Genomic DNA, 15,682 nt, shown 5'->3' on the forward strand with positions numbered 1-15,682 from the left:
GGCGGACTCTCGTAAGTCTTCGTGAGGTGGGGGTGTTCAGGAGGAGTGGAACGGCAGCCCGGCGTCGGCGACCAGCTCCAGGTCGTCGCTCTCCTCGGCGGGCAGCAGCGTGGGTGTGCCGTCGGTGACCGGGACGACGCCCAGCTCCAGCAGCTCGGCCAGGGCGGCGCTGCCGGCCATGTCGCGGACCTGGAGCTGGTAGCGGGCGGTCGTGCGGTACGTGCCGCCGTTGTCGTCGCCGGTGCGCTGGAGGAAGCCGGAGTCGGTGAGGAAGGCGACGGCCTTGGCGACGATGCCGGTGGTCGAGCCGGCCGGGCGGCGCGCGTCCTTGGTGGCGCCGGTCGCGCTGCGCCGCATCCAGATCCGCCAGGCGGCCTCCAGTCCGGGCGCGTCGGTCACCGGGTCGGTGTTCTCGCCCTGTTCGGCGGCGCGCTCCTCCAGTCGGCGGCAGGCCTGGCGTACGAAGGCGTCGACGCCGTTGACCGTGACCCGGCCGATGTAGCCGTCGTCCGCGAGGTCCTCGGGGCGCGGGAACGCCATGGCGGCGACGGCGAGATGGGCGAGTCCGTGCAGGAACCGGTCGCCGCCGTCGGCGGACGTACGACGCGCGTAGTCACCCATGCGGACGGCGAACACCGAGTCCTCGGCGGCGGTCACGACCATGCCCGAGCGGGGGGACACCTCCAGCACGATCAGCCCCAGTCCGGTCGCCACGGCGTCGGCGAGCCGCGCGAACGGCGGGTCCTCGCGGTAGCGCCGCAGCAGGTCCGCGTACTCCTGGTCGCGGGCGGGCTGCAGCTTGGGCTGCAGCCCGAAGGACACGAGCCGCGCCGCGTCGGCGGCGTCGGCGGGCGTGACGGCGGCAGTGGCCGCCGGGGCCGCCCCCTCCGGCTCACTCCACTCGACGTGCTCGCTCACGGTCGGGACTCCTTGTGCCACTCGTACTGACTCATACCGCTTCCGTCTGACTCATGCCGCTTCCGTCCGGTCCGCCGCCATCCCCGCCGCGTCCAGCAGCGCGGTGCCGACGATCAGGTCCGCCCCGCCGAACTCCGGGTCGTCGAGCTCGGTCCCGTCGTCCACGGCGAACAGCAGTTTCTGCTCGCCCTGGCGGTAGGCGGTGCCGACCGGCGGGCTCGCGGCGTGCACCGCCAGCAGGGCCACCAGGTACGGCAGCTCGGGGTCCTGCCGCCGGGCCTCGGCCAGCAACCCGGACAACCGGCGCGGTGCGTCCGCCGGCAGGTCGAGCAGCTCCTGCGCCGCCGCCATCTGCTCCTCGCTGAACCGGCTGTCGTCGGGCGTGGCGATGAGGTCCGGCTCGGGCATCTCCGCGCCCAGGTGCTCCCGCTCCACCGGCGGCGTCAGCAGTATGTCGACGAGGTCGCCGACCCGGACGGACACCGGTGTGCGCAGCCCCGTGCCGCGGGCGAAGAACGCGTCCGTGACGCGGACGGCCTGTTCCAGCGGCAGCGGGAGGACCGGCGCGACGAGATGGCCGTACAGGTCTATCCCCGAGGTGGTCGTCGGTGTGGCGAAGGCCTGCCGGTCCTGCTCGGCGCGGAACAGGGGGCCGGCCTCCAGCAGCCGGGACTGCAGCTGCGTGTGCCGCCGGATGCAGTCCTTGACGATGTCGACCAGCTCGGCGGCTCGCCGCTTGTGCTCGGGGTCCTCGGACTCGTCGCGCGCCTTGCGGATGTTCGTGAGGATCGCGTTCTCGTGGCGGTAGCGGTCGGCCACGTGCTCCAGGGCCTCGGCGATCATGTCGGGCACCGTGGTGAGCCAGTCCACCGCGCGGACGTTGCGCCGGGTCGCGTCCAGGGCCTTGCGCAGGGTTTCCGAGTACTGCACGGTGCGGTAGCGGGCCTGTTCGGCCGCGAGCTGGGCGTCGGCGAGCCGGCCGCGGCTGATCAGCACCTCCAGCTTGACCTCGGCGGCGATCTGCGCGCTGGTGACGTCCGTGTCGAGGGCGCCGACGAGGACGTTGACCGCCTCGTCCGTCGTGCGGAGGTACACCGTGCCGCCCGGACCGGGGACCTCCTCGATCAGCTTGAAGTCGTAGTCGCGGCGCACATAGGTGCCGTCCGCCGCGAACGTGCCGTACACCGCGCGGAAGCCGCGGTCGACGCTGCCGACGTTGATCAGGTTCTCCAGGACCCAGCGGGCCACCCGCTCGTGCTCGGCGGCGGGGCGCCGCGGGGCCTGGGCGGCGATGCGCGGGATGAGGCGGGCGACGATCTGGTCGTGGTCGGCGCCCGTGTCGAAGTCCATGTTGAGCGTGACGAGGTCGATGGCCGCGAGGGCGACCTCCGCCATGCCGTACACCGAGTACTCGCCGGCGAGGTTGGCCTTGCGCGCGTCCAGGTCGTGCAGCGGCGCGGTGCAGGCGAGGGCGCGCAGGCGGCGCGCCAGGCCCTCGTCGGCGGCCGGCCCCAGGGCGGGGCGCGGCCCCGCGCTGAGCTGGGGCGGAACGCTGTCCGTGGATGCAGGCGAAGTCACGGTGCACAGACTAGGTCCTGGGTCTGACATCGACCCAAACGACGCGGTACGCCTCTCCCGCCGCCCGGCCGCGGTCGAGAAGGGCACCCGCCCCTCAGCCGTCCTCGCCGACGCGGCGGCGGTACACCTCGACAACCCTCTCCAGCGAGTCGTCGAGGTAACCGGCGAGCAGCCTCTCGGCCTGCTCGCGGTCCCCGCCCTGAAGAGCCTGGAGGATTGCGACATTTCGCGCGATATAGGGCTCGTGCAGCTGTTGGGGTTCGTCCACCACGTGGAACGCGAGGCGCAGTTCGGCGAAGACGCTGCGCATCAGTTCGGCCGTGCGCTCGCTGCCGGCCAGCGCCACCAGTTCCCGGTGGAAGTGGATGTTGGCCGTACCCACTCCCTTCCAGTCACCCTCGCGGGCCGCCCGACGCCCCTCCTCCACGGCACCGGCCAGCCCGTCGAGGCCGTAGGGCGGCTCCCCCAGCCCCCGGACGACGGCGCATTCCACGAGCCGCCGGGTGCGGTAGATGTCCTCGACGTCCTCCACGGTCAGGACCCGGACGAAGACGCCCCGGTTCAGCTCGTGGACCAGCAGACGTTCGTGCGTGAGCAGCCGGAACGCCTCGCGCAGCGTGTTGCGGGAGACGCCGAGCGCGCCGCCGATGCTGTCCTCCGACAGGCGGGTCCCGGGCGGGAAGTAGCCCTCGGCGATCCGGCTCCTGAGGATGTCCGAGACCCGTTCCGCGGTGCTGGTGCGCCCCAGGAGAGCCCGGTCGTCGGCGAGGTCCTTCAGCTGCTCTGCCATGCCGGAATTCAATCGCAGTTCCCAAGAACGAACCAACATGGGTATTGAGGGATCGTTGAACAATCCTCTACGGTGCTACGCACGGCGTCGCCTCCCTCACCGCGGCGCCGACCGCTTCCGCACGGCACGGCTCCCTGAAGCACTCTCCGTCCTCCCTCTGCGAGGTGCCCATGAGCACGACCCCTCCACCGCAGGCCCTCACCGACGACACGCGCCCCGCCACTGCCGAACGCACCTCGGACGACGGGGCGTTCGGCTGGCTCCGGGCCCTGGGTCCGCGCGGCCGCCGCGCGTTCGCCGGTGCCTTCGGCGGCTATGCCCTGGACTCGTACGACTACTTCACGCTGCCGCTGAGCATGGTCGCGCTGTCCGCGTACTTCGGCCTGAACAGCGGCCAGACCGGACTCTTCACGACGGTCACGCTGGTGGTCTCCGCGGTCGGCGGCGCCCTCGCGGGCGTCCTCGCGGACCGCATCGGCCGCGTCAAGGCCCTGATGGTCACGGTGGTCACGTACGCGGTGTTCACCGTCGCCTGCGGTTTCGCCCCCAACTACGAGACACTGCTGGTCTTCCGCGCCCTCCAGGGGCTCGGCTTCGGCGGCGAGTGGGCGGTCGGCGCGATCCTGGTCGCCGAGTACGCGAGCGCCAAGCACCGGGGGCGCACGCTGGGCGCGATCCAGAGCTCCTGGGCCGTGGGCTGGGGCCTCGCCGCGATCGTGTACACGATCGTCTTCTCGATCGCGGGCGACGACCTGGCCTGGCGCATCATGTTCTGGACCGGGGCGCTGCCCGCGCTGCTCGTCATCTGGCTGCGGCGCAGTGTGCACGACGCTCCCGAGGCGGCCGCGGCGCGTGAACAGAGCGCGGAGAAGGGCTCGTTCAAGGCGATCTTCAAGCCCGGCCTGCTGCGGGTCACCGTCTTCGCCGGGCTGCTGTCGACCGGTGTCCAGGGCGGCTACTACACGCTGGCCACCTGGGTGCCGACGTACCTGAAGTCCGAGCGGGACCTGTCGGTCGTCGGCACCGGCGGCTATCTGACGTTCCTCATCTCGGGCGCCTTCATCGGCTACCTGACCGGCGGCTACCTCACCGACAAACTGGGCCGGCGGCGCAACATCTGGCTCTTCGCCCTGCTGTCGGCGATCTGCATCCTGGCGTACGCGAACATCCCCAGCGGCGCCAACACCCTGCTCCTGGTGCTGGGTTTCCCGCTCGGGTTCTGCATGTCGGCGATCTTCAGCGGATTCGGCTCCTACCTGAGCGAGCTGTACCCGACGGCGGTGCGCGGCACGGGGCAGGGCTTCACGTACAACACCGGGCGCGCGGTGGGCGCCGTGTTCCCGACGACGGTCGGCTTCCTGGCCGACAGCTGGGGCGTGGGCGGCGCGCTGGTCTTCGGCGCGATCGGCTACGGCATCGCGGCACTGGCCCTGCTCGGGCTGCCGGAGACGCGCGGGAAGGAGCTCACGTGAACCGCACGAGCACCGGGGACCGGCCCGTGGTCCTGGTCGAGGAGCACGCGCGCGCGTGGAGCCCGGAGACGGCCCGGGCCCGCTTCCGTGACGGCCTTACCGGCCCCACCGCCGGGGTCGCGGGCGGCCACACCCAGGTCAACCTGATCTCGGTGCCCGCCGACTGGGCCTACGACATGCTGCTGTTCTGCCAGCGCAACCCCAAGCCCTGCCCGGTCCTCGACGTCACGGACGCCGGGTCCTGGACGACCGTGCTCGCCGAGGGCGCCGACCTGCGCACGGACCTGCCGCGCTACCGGGTGTGGCGGGACGGCGAGCTGGTGGACGAGCCGACGGACGTGCGCGCGTACTGGCGGGACGACCTGGTGTCGTTCCTCATCGGGTGCAGCTTCACCTTCGAGTGGGCGCTGGCGGAGGCGGGCGTGCCGATCCGCCACGTCGAGCAGGGCCGCAACGTCCCGATGTACGTGACGAGCCGGCCGTGCCGTCCGGCGGGGCGGCTGCACGGCCCCATGGTGGTGTCGATGCGGCCGGTGCCGCCCGAGCACCTGGCGGCGGCGATCCGGGAGAGCAGCCTGCTGCCCGCGGTGCACGGCAGCCCGGTGCACTGCGGTGATCCCGCGGGGCTGGGCATCGAGGACCTCGGCCGGCCCGACTTCGGCGACGCGGTGGACAGCGAGCCGGACGACATCCCGGTGTTCTGGGCGTGCGGGGTGACCCCGCAGGCGGCCGTCATGGCCTCGCGTCCGCCGTTCGCCCTCACCCACGCCCCGGGGCAGATGTTCCTCACCGACGCCCGCGACGAGCAGTACCGCGTGGCCTGACAGGAGACACTGGATACATGGCCTGCATCGACCTGAACGCCGACCTCGGCGAGGGCTTCGGCCGCTGGCGGCTCACCGACGACGAACAGCTGCTGTCCGTCGTCACCAGCGCCAACGTGGCCTGCGGCTTCCACGCCGGGGACGCGGTCACCATGCGCCGGGTGTGCGCGCTGGCGGCCGAGCGCGGGGTGCGGATCGGCGCCCAGGTGTCCTACCGCGACCTGGCCGGGTTCGGGCGGCGCGCGATGGACGTGCCGCCCGCCGAGCTGGCGGCCGAGGTGGCCTACCAGATCGGCGCCCTGGAGGTGTTCGCGCGCGCGGCGGGCGCCCGCGTGGCCTACGTCAAACCGCACGGCGCGCTCTACAACCGGGTCGTGCACGACGCGGAGCAGGCCGCCGCGGTCGTCGACGGTGTCCTCCTCGCGGACGGCGCGCTGCCCGTGCTCGGCCTGCCCGGCTCACGCCTGCTGGAGCTGGCCGCGAAGGCCGGGCTGCCGGTCGTCACGGAGGCGTTCGCGGACCGCGCCTACACCGACGCGGGCACCCTCGTGCCCCGCTCCCAGGAGGGCGCCGTGGTCACCGACCCGGAGGCCGTCGTGGAGCGGTCCCTGGGGCTGGCCCGCTCCGGCGAGGTGGTCTCCCGCTCGGGGACGCGCATCGGGGTGCGCGCGCGGTCCCTGTGCCTGCACGGCGACACCCCCGGCGCGGTGGAACTGGCCCGCCGCGTCCGGGAGCGGCTGGAGTCCTCCGGAGTCCGGGTGGAGGCCTTCGCATGAAGGTGCTGCCCGTCGGCGAGGACGCCCTGCTCGTCGAGGTCTCCTCGGGCGACGAGGCCCAGGCCCTGCACGCGGAGCTGCTGCGACGCCGCGCGGAGGGCTCGCTGTCCGTCCACGAGATCGTCCCCGCGGCCCGCACGGTCCTCCTCGACGGCCTCGACGCGCCCGCCCGGGTGGCCGCCGAACTGACCGCCGCAGAAGTCCCGCCCGCTCCCCCACGCGCGCGTGCGGTGGTCGAGATCCCGGTGCGCTACGACGGCCCGGATTTGGCCGACGTCGCCGCGCACTGGGGCGTGCCCGAGCGGGAGGTCGCCCGCATCCACGCGGCCACGGAGTTCCGGGTCGCCTTCTGCGGCTTCGCGCCCGGCTTCGGCTACCTCACCGGCCTGCCGCCGCGCTACGACGTGCCGCGCCGGGCCACCCCGCGCACGGCCGTCCCGGCGGGGTCGGTGGCGCTGGCGGGCCCGTACACGGGCGTGTACCCGCGCTCCTCGCCGGGCGGCTGGCAGCTGATCGGCACGACGGACGCCGTGCTGTGGGACCACGCGCGCGTGCCGGCGGCGCTGCTGTCGCCGGGCACGCGCGTGCGGTTCGTCCCCGAGGCACCCGAGGCACCCGAGGCGCGGTCATGACGGACCGCGCACTCGCCGTCGTACGGGCCGGCGCCCTGACCACCGTGCAGGACCGGGGCCGCCCCGGGCACGCCCATCTCGGCGTCCCCCGCTCCGGGGCGCTGGACGGGCCCGCAGCGGACCTCGTCAACCGGCTGACCGGCAATCCACCCGGGGCGGCCGTACTGGAGACGACCCTCACCGGCTGTGCCGTGCGCCCTCGTTCGCCCGTCACCGTGGCGGTGGCGGGCGCGCCCTGCCGGGTCACGGTGGACGGACGGCCCGCCGCGTGGGGCGCGCCGGTGCGCGTGCCCGCCGGGGCGCTGCTGGACGTCGGCCCGGCGGTGTCGGGCGTACGCGCCTACGTGGGCGTCTCCGGGGGCATCGCCGTGGAACCCGTGCTCGGCAGCCGCTCGACCGACCTGCTGTCGGGGCTCGGCCCGGCGCCGCTGACGGACGGCACGGTGCTGCCCCTGGGCCGGCCGACGGGGGTGCACGCGCGCGTGGACGTCGCCCCGCAGCCGGCGCCACCGGCCGAGCTGGTGCTGCGGGTGACCCTCGGCCCGCGCGACGGCTGGTTCACACCGGAGGCCATACGCGCCTTCCTCTCGCGCACCTACCGGGTGTCGACCGCGAGCAACCGCATCGGGCTGCGCACGGAGGGCCCCGCCCTGGAGCGGGCCCGGGCCGGGGAACTGCCCAGCGAGGGCATGGTGCTCGGAGCCGTCCAGGTCCCGCCCGACGGCAGGCCCGTGGTGTTCCTGGCCGACCACCCGACCACCGGGGGTTACCCGGTGATCGCGGTGGTCCGCGCCGCCGACCTGCCGGCCGCCGCCCAGGCGGTTCCCGGTACACCGGTCCGCTTCGTGGCGGTGCGGCGCGCCTAGAGGACGGAGGCGGACGACGTGACGCTCCGCTCTCTCAGGCCGCCTCCGCCTGCTCCCCCACCGACAGCGCGGCGAGGGCCGCCGACACCGCCGCGGAGGCCCGGAGATCGAGGCGGGCGCTCGTCCCCCGGGCACGGTGCCGGAGTTCGTCGGCGGCGAGGGTCAGGAGCTGGGGCAGCAGGTCGGTGCACCGTCGTGCCACCCAGCCGGTGCCGGCCGTGGCCAGCCACCACAAGCTCGCGGACTTCGTCGGGGCGGGGAACTCCGGCTCGGGCGAGGGCGCGGGCCCGGTCGCGAGGCCGTGCTCCGCGAGCAGCGCGTGGAAGCGCAGGGCCAGTTGCCGGTGCCCCCGCTCGCCGGGGTGCAGCCGGTCCGCGCTCCACATCGCGCGGTCGGTGATCCAGTCGCCCTCGCAGGCGTGCAGGTGCAGGGCTCCGTACCGGTCGGACAGGGCGTGCACCACCGTGTTGACGGCCCGTTGCCGCCGGGCCAGTGGCTGCGCCAGTGCCCCCGGCAGCCCGAGCATCGCGCCCGGGTCGGGCAGGCAGGCGGTGAGCAGCACCGCCCCCTGCGCGGTGCACGCCGCGTACACCTGGTCGAGGCGTGCTGCCACGGCCTGGATGTCGAAGGTGCAGCGCAGGGTGTCGTTGACGCCGACGACGACGGACACGAGGTCGGGCCGCAGCTCCAGCGCGGCGGGCAGCTGCCGCTCCAGCACGTCCCGGGTCTGCGACCCGCTCACGGCGAGGTTGGTGAACCGAACGGTTCCCGTCCCCAGCCCGGCGGCGAGCAGCGCGGCCCAGCCGCGCCATCCGTCGCCCACGGGGTCCCCCACTCCCTCGGTCAGCGAGTCGCCGAGGGCCACGAACCTCACGGCCCCCTCGCACCGGCGGGAAGCCCCCTCGCCCGGCGCGGCTCTCATGCCACGCCTCCGGGCACGTACGGCCGCACGGGCACAGCCGCGTCGTGCGCGGCCAGGAACGCGTCGACCGCCGCGTTCCACCCGAAGCACTCCGCACGCGCGCGTGCCGCCTCGCGCCGGTCCGCCTCCAGGCGTTCCAGCAGCAGGTCCACGGCGTCCGCGAAGGCCTCCCCGCGGTCCGCGGCGACGGCCCCGGCGGGGCCGATCACCTCCGGCAGTGCGGACGACGCGCTCGCCACCACGGGCGTGCCGCACGCCATGGCCTCCAGCGCGGCGAGCCCGAAGGTCTCGGCGGGCCCGGGCGCCAGGGCCACGTCGGCGGACGCCTGGAGCGCGCCCAGCAGCCCGCGGTCGGCGACGTGCCCGAGGAAGGTGACCGGCAGGCCGCTCTCGCGGGCCCGCTGTTCGAGCCGCGCGCGCAGCGGACCGTCCCCGGCCACCACCAGCACCGCCCGCCGCCCGCGCCGCCGCAGCGCCTCCAGCGCGTCCAGGGCCGTGCCGGGCCGCTTCTCCACGGACAGCCGGGAGCACATCACGAGCAGCGTCTCGTCCTCGCGCGCGTGCCGCGCCCGTAGGTGCGGGTCGCGCAGGGCGGGGTGCCGCTGCACGAGGTCGACGCCGAGGGGGGCGCGGACGACGTTGCGCGCCCCGATCCGTACGAACTCCCGCTCGGCGAACTCGGTGGTGCACACCACGCGCGCGTACGTGTGGGCCGTACGGACGTTGAGGGCGTCGGCGGCGCGCCGGGCGGCCCCCTCGGGCAGGCCCCAGGTGCGCAGGACGCCGTCGGCGGTCTCGTGGGAGACCATGACGGCCGGGATCCGGGCGCGCCGCGCCCACTTGCCGGTCCACCTGAGGGTCGTCCGGTCGGACACCTCCAGCCGGTCCGGCGCCAGCTCCTCCAGCAGCCGGGCCACTCGCCGCTTGTCGGCGAGGACGCGGTAGCCGCCGGTGCCGGGCAGCAGCGGTCCGGGGAGGGTGATCACCCGTCCCTGCTCGGTCTCCTGGTCGCTCGTCCGCTCGCCGGGGATCACGAGGACGGGCTCGTGGCCCGCCGCCTTGAAGCCCTTGCCGAGTTCGCGCAGCGCGGTGCGCAGCCCGCCGGACGCGGGCGCGACGAAGTTGGCGAGCCGGACGATCCGCAGCGACCGGCGGTCGGCGGTGTTCGCGTTCATGCCGCCACCGCCGTCCGGCGCCCGGCGAGCACGTTCGTGTAGTGCCCGATCAGCTGGTCGCCGACGGCGGCCCAGGTGCGGCCCTCGACCGTGGCCCGCCCGGCGGCCCCGAAGGCGGCCCGCAGCCCGGGGTCGGCGGCGAGGGTCCGCACCGCGTCCCGGACGGCACTCGCGTCGCGCGGCGGCACCAGCAGCCCGGTGTGGCCGTGGGCGACCAGGTCCAGCGGCCCGCCCGCGGCGGGCGCCACGACGGGCAGGCCGCTGGCCATGGCCTCCTGGACCGTCTGGCAGAACGTCTCGAAGGGGCCCGTGTGCGCGAAGACGTCGAACGAGGCGAAGACCCGGGCGAGGTCGTCACCGGTGCGCCGGCCGAGGAAGACCGCGCCGGGCAGCACCTGCTCCAGGCCGGGCCGGCTCGGGCCGTCGCCGACGACCACGACCCGGACGCCCTCCAGGCCGCAGACGCCGGCGAGGAGTTCGACCTGCTTCTCGGGGGCGAGCCGGCCGACGTAGCCGACGACCAGTTCGCCGTTCGGGGCGAGTTCGCGGCGCAGGGCCTCGTCGCGGCGGTCGGGCCGGAACCGTTCGGTGTCCACACCGCGCGGCCACAGCCTGACCCGGGGCACTCCGTGTGACTCCAGGTCGTTCAGGGCGGCGCGGGACGGGGCGAGGGTGAGGTCGGCGGCGCCGTGGACGGAGCGGATGCGCCGCCAGGCGGCGGCCTCGCCGGCGCCCATGTAGGTGCGGGCGTATCCGGCCAGGTCGGTCTGGTAGACGGCGACGGCGGGGACGCCGAGGCGGGCGGCGGCGGCCATGCCGCGTACGCCGAGGACGAAGGGGCTGGCCAGGTGGACGACATCGGCACGGTGCTCGATGAGGGCGGCGGCCAGACGGCGGCTGGGGAGGGCGACGCGGACCTGGGGGTAGCCGGGGAGCGGAAGGGAGGGGACGTGGACGACGGGGCACGGCGCGGACGCGTCGGGCTTGTTCCCGGGGGCGGGGGCCGGGGCGACGACGACGGGGGCGTGACCGCGCTCGACGAGGTGCCGGGCGGTCTGGAGCGCGCAGTGGGCCACGCCGTTCACGTCGGGGGGAAAGGATTCGGTCACGATGACGACACGCATACCCGTGTTGTCGCCGTGCTGGACGTGGCCGCGTCAACGTGGATCTTTCCGAAGGAGGAACGTCCTATGAGCGTTCCGAGGCGCCCCCGCCCAGGTCAGGCCGTGTCCATGCCCTCCTGACCCGCGAGTCACCCCACGTTCACCTCCGCGGCCTGATTCCGCCTTGGTTTTCTGCGCGAAGGGGGTCACACAGCGGTCTCCTCGGGACCGATGCGGCTGCGGACGGCCGTCTGCACCTCGGCCTCCTCGGCCGGGTCGGCGGCGAGCCGGCGCAGTCGCTCGACGACGCGGGTGTCGCCGGTCTCGGCGTGCCGGGCGGCGAGTTCGCGGGTGGTCTCCTCGCAGTCCCACAGGCACTCGACGGCGAAGCCGGTGGCGAAGGAGGGGTCGGTGGCGGCGAGGGCCCGGGCGGCCCGGCCGCGCAGATGGGAGGAGGCGGTCTCGCGGTAGACGTGGCGCAGGACGGGTGCGGCGCAGGCGATGCCGAGCCGTCCGGTGCCGTCGACGAGGGTCCACAGGGTCGGTGCGTCCGGGCCTTCGCCCCGGACCGCCTCGCGCAGGGCGGCGAGGACCAGGTCGCGGTCCTGGACGCCGCCCCGGCAGGCGAGGAGGCGTCCGGCGGCGGCGCCGAGGGCGTCCGGCCGCCGGGCCCAGCCGCGGGCCCGGTCGACGGCGGCGAGCGAGCGCATGCGTTCGAAGGCGTCGACGGCGGCGTCCACGACGAGCGTCGAACCGGTGGCCACGGCGCCCTCGATCAGGTCGAGGGCGTCGGGATCGTTGCCGTCGGCGAGGTAGCGCAGGGCCGTGCACCGGGCCCCGTCGCCGCCGTCCTTGGCGGCCTGGACGATCTCGGCGCGGTCCTCGGGACCCGCGACGGCGGAGAGACAGCGGGCCGCCGGGACGTGCAGGGCGGCGCCTCGCTCGATGCCCTGCTGGGCCCACTCGAAGACGGCCTGCACGCTCCATCCGGGGCGTGGACCCGTCGGCCGCATCTGCCGCTGCCAGCGGTCGAAAGAGCCCGTCTCATGGGCGGCACGCACGCGTGTGGCGACGGATTCGCGCGGGTCGTCCGCCCACAGGCGCCACGGCCGGGGCTCGAAGGCGTCCCGGACGGCGGCGGCCAGCTCGGCGTCGCCCTCCGGATCGGCGGGGAAGCGGGCGAGGACGGGCGCGGCGAGGGCGCGCAGGCCCGCGTCGTCGTCCCTGAGGGCCAGTTCGTCCAGGGCCCAGGCCCAGTTGGTGCCGTGGGCGGCGTACCTGCGCAGCAGTTCGAGCGCGTCCCGCCTGCCGTAGGAGGCGAGGTGTCCGAGGACGGCGAGGGCGAGGCCGGTGCGTGACTCGTCGGTGTCGAGGACGTCCTCGGCGCCGAAGAGATGGGCCTCGACCGCGTCCAGCTCGCCGTTCAGGTCGAGGTAGAGGCGGGCGTAGTAGAGGGAGCGGTTCTCCACCTGCCAGTCGTGGCGGGGATCGCGCAGCACGCAGTGGTTCAGCGCCGCGAGCGCCTCGGGGCGCGGGGCGGTGAGCGCGTGCAGCGTGCCGTCGCCGCGGCCCCGCTGGAGCAGGCCGAGCAGCGTACCGCTGGGCGCTATGACCGGATCGAACATGGGAAACAGCCTCACATCAAGCGTCGACGCAACCGGGGACGTGTACTACCTGGCCGCGCGACAACACGTCGGAGTGCCCGCCGTTTCCTGCTTGCTGTAGACCATCTTCCTCTGCCTCTCGTCGGTGGCCCTTGCGGACCGCGTCACGGTCCGCGCGGTGCGGCAACACCTGCCCAACCATCACGTCCGTGAACCACGTCGTCATGATGACTCGGCACTTCCGTCCGCCGCGACCGAAATTTCGGCGGCCCTGTACCGCCTCCCCCGTTTTCTCAGTCGTTCCAGGTCAGACTGGTCGGCTCAGTGCTCGCCGAACAGTTCGAGCAGTTCCGTCCGGCCGAACATCCGCGCGGTGTCGACGGCCGAGGGCGTGCCGGCGGACGGGTCGGCGCCGCCCTCCAGGAGGGCCTTGACCACCTCCGTCTCCCCCTTGAACGCGGCTCCCGCGAGCGGGGTCTGGCCTCGGTCGTTCACCCGGTCGGCCTCGGCGCCGCGGGCGAGCAGCGCGCGCACCGCGTCGGAGTGGCCGTGATAGGCGGCGAGCATGACGAGCGAGTCGCCGCGGTCGTTGGTGAGGTTGGCCGGAACACCCGCGTCGACGTACGCCACGAGCGCCTCGGTCTGTCCGCGCCGGGCCAGATCGAAGATCCTGGTCGCCAGCTCCACGACCTCGGGGTCGGGGACTTCGGTCATCGGGCGGACCGCCTCTCCACTGCTCATCGTCGGGTGGGTACGCCTGCGTGTGCCGCAGCCGTACGAGTGAATCGCCAGGGTACTGGCTCGCGCGGCACATGACCCGATGTGCCCGAGGTAAAGATCAGCACAGACGGGGCCGAGCGCGACAACCCGGCTCAGCCGGATCAGGGACCACGCCGCCGACGGGGAGAAATAGTCCGTATTTCACCCAGTTGCACCTTTTATCGTATGGATACATCCTGTGAGCCTGGAAGTACTCATGGTGACTGTCCCCGCGAACCAGGAGACCTCAAATGATCCTGTCCATCTCAGGCGTGGTCCTGCTCGGCATCGTCGTCTTCATCTTCTTCCGCAAGGACGGCCTGAAGGCCTCGCACGCGGTGGTCGCCATGCTGTTCGGCTTCTACCTGGCGAGCACGGCCATCGCCCCGAGCATCAAGGCGGGCGGCGAGAGCCTGGCGAGCCTCCTCGGCGGAATCAAGTTCTGACGGCCCCGCTCCCCGTACGCACCGACTGGAGGCAGTAGTGGCCCGGCGCCCCCTCCCCCGCATTCTGAGCAACGGCAGCGCGCAGCTCGCCCGGAGCCGGGAGCTGGCCCGGACGGCCGCCGACAGCGCCACGGACGTCCTCCATCCACTGATCACGATCACCCGCGGTCTGCGCCGGCTGGCAGCGGCCGGCCGGCGCAGATGGGCCGACACCCCCAAGGAGCGACGGGGGGCGCTGCTGTTCCTGGTGGCCTCCGTGATCCTGGTCGTGGCGCTGGTGCCGTACGGGCCGCTGCTCGCCGTCATCACCCTGATGGCGGCGGCGGCCTGGCAGGGCCGGGACCGCGCCCCGGCGTCGCCCGACGGGCCCGACGAGACGCAGGCCCAGCGCCTGAAGTCGCTGTACGAGGCACTGGTGCCGTACTTCTCCGCCGCCGAGGACCCCGAGCCGCTGTACGCCCACGGCGGGGCGTGGGACAAGGCGTTCCCCACCTACGCGTTCGACGGCGGCGGCCGGATCTCGCACCTGGTGGTCCGCTACCCGGCGTACTTCACCGACGGCGAGGCCGAGGCCCGCGCCCGGATCGAGCACCTCCTCGCGGCGAAGTCGGGCCGGGGCCGCGAATACCACTTCGCGTGGGACGAGGAGGGCAACCAGTTGACGGTCAGCGTGCTCATGCCGCTCCCCGTCGACATCGCCGCCCAGCGTTTCGTCACCGCGCCCGGCGAGACCGTCCTCGGTTTCACCGACCCGACCGAGGTCCGGCGCACCCTCCCCCTCAGCTACGGCGAGCAGCGACGTGACGTGCCCCCGGTCGTCTGGCGCACCGGCCTGCGCTCCACCGAGCCCCACCTGCTCGCCCTCGGCCAGCCGGGCAGCGGCACCTCCACGCTGCTGCGCTCGATCGCCCTGCAGGCTCTCCAGCACGGCGACGTGGTGATCGTCGACGGCGGCGGCACCGGCGAGTACGCCTGCCTGACCGGCCGGGACGGCGTCCTGGCCGTCGAGTGCGGCCTGACCGGAGCCCTGGCCAGCCTGGAGTGGGCCGCGACCGAGACGGAACGCCGCCTCATCGCCGCCAACCGCGCCCACCAGGCGGGCCAGCCGCCGCCCGACGACACCAAGCGGCCGCTGTGGATCCTCCTGGACCGCCCGACCGCGTTCACGCATCTGGCCGCGGCGGACGACCGCAAGGACCCGCAATCCCTGCTCCAGGTCCCGCTCCGGCACGGCCGCCCGGCGAACGTGACGGTGGTCGTGGCCGACCAGCTGGACTGCCTGGACGCCCTGAGCGAGCCGGTACGGCAGCACACCCGGGCCCGCGTGGTCCTCGGCCCGGCGACGGCGGGACAACTGGAGTCGGCCCTGGGCGCGCCCCCGCACACCACCCCGGTGGACCAGGTCCCACCCGGCCGCGGCTACGCCCGCCTGGGCACGGGCCCGGTCCACCGCCTCCAGGTCCCGGCCACCCCGAACCCGTACGACGACGCGACACCGGACGCCCACCGCGAGGCGGTCCTGGCCCTCCTCCCGCCCCGGACGACACCGGCGGACGGGGAGACGGTCCCGGAGCCGACCGGGGTGCCGGGCGAGCCGGAACCGGTCCCGGCGGAAGAGGGCCCGGAGCCGACGGAAACGAAGCCGGAACCCGTGCCGGTGGCGGTGGCCGCGGAGACTCCGGAGCCGCAGCCCGAACGGGTACCGGTCCTCACCGAAGAACCCCTGCCGGATCCCGTTCCGGTCCTCACCAAGGACCCCCTGCCGAATCCCGTCCCGGTCCTCACCAAACCGACCGAGGCGAAGCGGGGCTAGCGCG

Annotated in this window: 15 protein-coding genes; 7 read left to right on the forward strand and 8 right to left on the reverse strand. The window is 74.2% G+C overall.

What is annotated here, in order from left to right:
• Nucleotides 1-36: 36 nt before the first annotated feature.
• The 3 genes from C1703_RS05695 to C1703_RS05705 all read right to left on the reverse strand — a co-directional run bounded on the left by C1703_RS05695 (nucleotide 37) and on the right by C1703_RS05705 (nucleotide 3,286).
• Nucleotides 37-918: a hypothetical protein gene (locus C1703_RS05695; RefSeq protein ID WP_114250858.1), complete on the reverse strand. Its 882-nt coding sequence runs from the start codon at nucleotides 916-918 to the stop codon at nucleotides 37-39.
• 51 nt (nucleotides 919-969) lie between these two features.
• Nucleotides 970-2,496: a hypothetical protein gene (locus tag C1703_RS05700; protein ID WP_114250859.1), complete on the reverse strand. Its 1,527-nt coding sequence runs from the start codon at nucleotides 2,494-2,496 to the stop codon at nucleotides 970-972.
• 94 nt (nucleotides 2,497-2,590) lie between these two features.
• Nucleotides 2,591-3,286 (reverse strand): GntR family transcriptional regulator, encoded by a 696-nt coding sequence (locus C1703_RS05705; protein ID WP_114250860.1) that lies wholly within the window; start codon nucleotides 3,284-3,286, stop codon nucleotides 2,591-2,593.
• 170 nt (nucleotides 3,287-3,456) lie between these two features.
• Between C1703_RS05705 and C1703_RS05710 the strand changes: the two genes are divergently transcribed.
• The 5 genes from C1703_RS05710 to C1703_RS05730 are packed head-to-tail and all read left to right on the forward strand — an operon-like array spanning nucleotide 3,457 to nucleotide 7,856.
• On the forward strand, nucleotides 3,457-4,758 hold the full coding sequence (locus tag C1703_RS05710) for an MFS transporter (RefSeq protein WP_114250861.1): 1,302 nt from the start codon (nucleotides 3,457-3,459) through the stop codon (nucleotides 4,756-4,758).
• Nucleotides 4,755-5,582: a putative hydro-lyase gene (locus C1703_RS05715; RefSeq protein ID WP_114250862.1), complete on the forward strand. Its 828-nt coding sequence runs from the start codon at nucleotides 4,755-4,757 to the stop codon at nucleotides 5,580-5,582. The genes C1703_RS05710 and C1703_RS05715 overlap by 4 nt, the downstream gene beginning before the upstream one ends.
• Before the next feature lie 17 nt (nucleotides 5,583-5,599).
• Nucleotides 5,600-6,358: a 5-oxoprolinase subunit PxpA gene (locus C1703_RS05720; protein WP_114250863.1), complete on the forward strand. Its 759-nt coding sequence runs from the start codon at nucleotides 5,600-5,602 to the stop codon at nucleotides 6,356-6,358.
• Entirely contained in the window at nucleotides 6,355-6,990 is a 636-nt protein-coding gene (locus C1703_RS05725) for an allophanate hydrolase subunit 1 (RefSeq protein WP_114250864.1), read from the forward strand. Before C1703_RS05720 ends, C1703_RS05725 begins: the two co-directional genes overlap by 4 nt.
• On the forward strand, nucleotides 6,987-7,856 hold the full coding sequence (locus C1703_RS05730) for a biotin-dependent carboxyltransferase family protein (RefSeq protein WP_114250865.1): 870 nt from the start codon (nucleotides 6,987-6,989) through the stop codon (nucleotides 7,854-7,856). The genes C1703_RS05725 and C1703_RS05730 overlap by 4 nt, the downstream gene beginning before the upstream one ends.
• 34 nt (nucleotides 7,857-7,890) lie before the next feature.
• On the opposite strand, the gene C1703_RS05735 is transcribed toward C1703_RS05730, so the two are convergent.
• The 5 genes from C1703_RS05735 to C1703_RS05760 all read right to left on the reverse strand — a co-directional run bounded on the left by C1703_RS05735 (nucleotide 7,891) and on the right by C1703_RS05760 (nucleotide 13,374).
• Nucleotides 7,891-8,778 (reverse strand): SGNH/GDSL hydrolase family protein, encoded by an 888-nt coding sequence (locus tag C1703_RS05735; protein WP_114250866.1) that lies wholly within the window; start codon nucleotides 8,776-8,778, stop codon nucleotides 7,891-7,893.
• Nucleotides 8,775-9,953 carry a glycosyltransferase gene (locus tag C1703_RS05740; protein ID WP_114250867.1) on the reverse strand — a complete coding sequence of 393 codons (1,179 nt, stop codon included), beginning with the start codon at nucleotides 9,951-9,953 and terminating at the stop codon, nucleotides 8,775-8,777. Before C1703_RS05740 ends, C1703_RS05735 begins: the two co-directional genes overlap by 4 nt.
• Entirely contained in the window at nucleotides 9,950-11,077 is a 1,128-nt protein-coding gene (locus C1703_RS05745) for a glycosyltransferase family 1 protein (protein ID WP_114250868.1), read from the reverse strand. Before C1703_RS05745 ends, C1703_RS05740 begins: the two co-directional genes overlap by 4 nt.
• A gap of 185 nt (nucleotides 11,078-11,262) precedes the next feature.
• The gene (locus tag C1703_RS05750; protein ID WP_114250869.1) at nucleotides 11,263-12,681 is read right to left on the reverse strand and encodes a HEAT repeat domain-containing protein; all 1,419 of its coding nucleotides are present in this window, start codon (nucleotides 12,679-12,681) and stop codon (nucleotides 11,263-11,265) included.
• 300 nt (nucleotides 12,682-12,981) lie between these two features.
• Nucleotides 12,982-13,374: an ankyrin repeat domain-containing protein gene (locus C1703_RS05760; RefSeq protein ID WP_114250871.1), complete on the reverse strand. Its 393-nt coding sequence runs from the start codon at nucleotides 13,372-13,374 to the stop codon at nucleotides 12,982-12,984.
• A 296-nt stretch (nucleotides 13,375-13,670) separates the two neighbouring features.
• Here C1703_RS05760 and C1703_RS05770 point away from each other — a divergent pair, with 296 nt between their 5' ends.
• Nucleotides 13,671-13,865 carry a hypothetical protein gene (locus C1703_RS05770; protein WP_030843336.1) on the forward strand — a complete coding sequence of 65 codons (195 nt, stop codon included), beginning with the start codon at nucleotides 13,671-13,673 and terminating at the stop codon, nucleotides 13,863-13,865.
• A 37-nt stretch (nucleotides 13,866-13,902) separates the two neighbouring features.
• Entirely contained in the window at nucleotides 13,903-15,678 is a 1,776-nt protein-coding gene (locus tag C1703_RS05775) for a hypothetical protein (RefSeq protein ID WP_114250873.1), read from the forward strand.
• The last annotated feature ends 4 nt before the right edge of the window (nucleotides 15,679-15,682 follow it).

The organism is Streptomyces sp. Go-475 (assembly GCF_003330845.1).
Lineage (GTDB): Bacteria > Actinomycetota > Actinomycetes > Streptomycetales > Streptomycetaceae > Streptomyces.

Coding starts and splice junctions, on each gene's coding strand:
- C1703_RS05710 (WP_114250861.1), top strand. CDS start 3,457: ATGAGCACGACCCCTCCACCGCAGGCCCTCACCGACGACACGCGCCCC.
- C1703_RS05735 (WP_114250866.1), bottom strand. CDS start 8,778: ATGAGAGCCGCGCCGGGCGAGGGGGCTTCCCGCCGGTGCGAGGGGGCC.
- C1703_RS05720 (WP_114250863.1), top strand. CDS start 5,600: ATGGCCTGCATCGACCTGAACGCCGACCTCGGCGAGGGCTTCGGCCGC.
- C1703_RS05770 (WP_030843336.1), top strand. CDS start 13,671: ATGATCCTGTCCATCTCAGGCGTGGTCCTGCTCGGCATCGTCGTCTTC.
- C1703_RS05730 (WP_114250865.1), top strand. CDS start 6,987: ATGACGGACCGCGCACTCGCCGTCGTACGGGCCGGCGCCCTGACCACC.
- C1703_RS05745 (WP_114250868.1), bottom strand. CDS start 11,077: ATGCGTGTCGTCATCGTGACCGAATCCTTTCCCCCCGACGTGAACGGC.
- C1703_RS05750 (WP_114250869.1), bottom strand. CDS start 12,681: ATGTTCGATCCGGTCATAGCGCCCAGCGGTACGCTGCTCGGCCTGCTC.
- C1703_RS05740 (WP_114250867.1), bottom strand. CDS start 9,953: ATGAACGCGAACACCGCCGACCGCCGGTCGCTGCGGATCGTCCGGCTC.
- C1703_RS05705 (WP_114250860.1), bottom strand. CDS start 3,286: ATGGCAGAGCAGCTGAAGGACCTCGCCGACGACCGGGCTCTCCTGGGG.
- C1703_RS05725 (WP_114250864.1), top strand. CDS start 6,355: ATGAAGGTGCTGCCCGTCGGCGAGGACGCCCTGCTCGTCGAGGTCTCC.
- C1703_RS05760 (WP_114250871.1), bottom strand. CDS start 13,374: ATGACCGAAGTCCCCGACCCCGAGGTCGTGGAGCTGGCGACCAGGATC.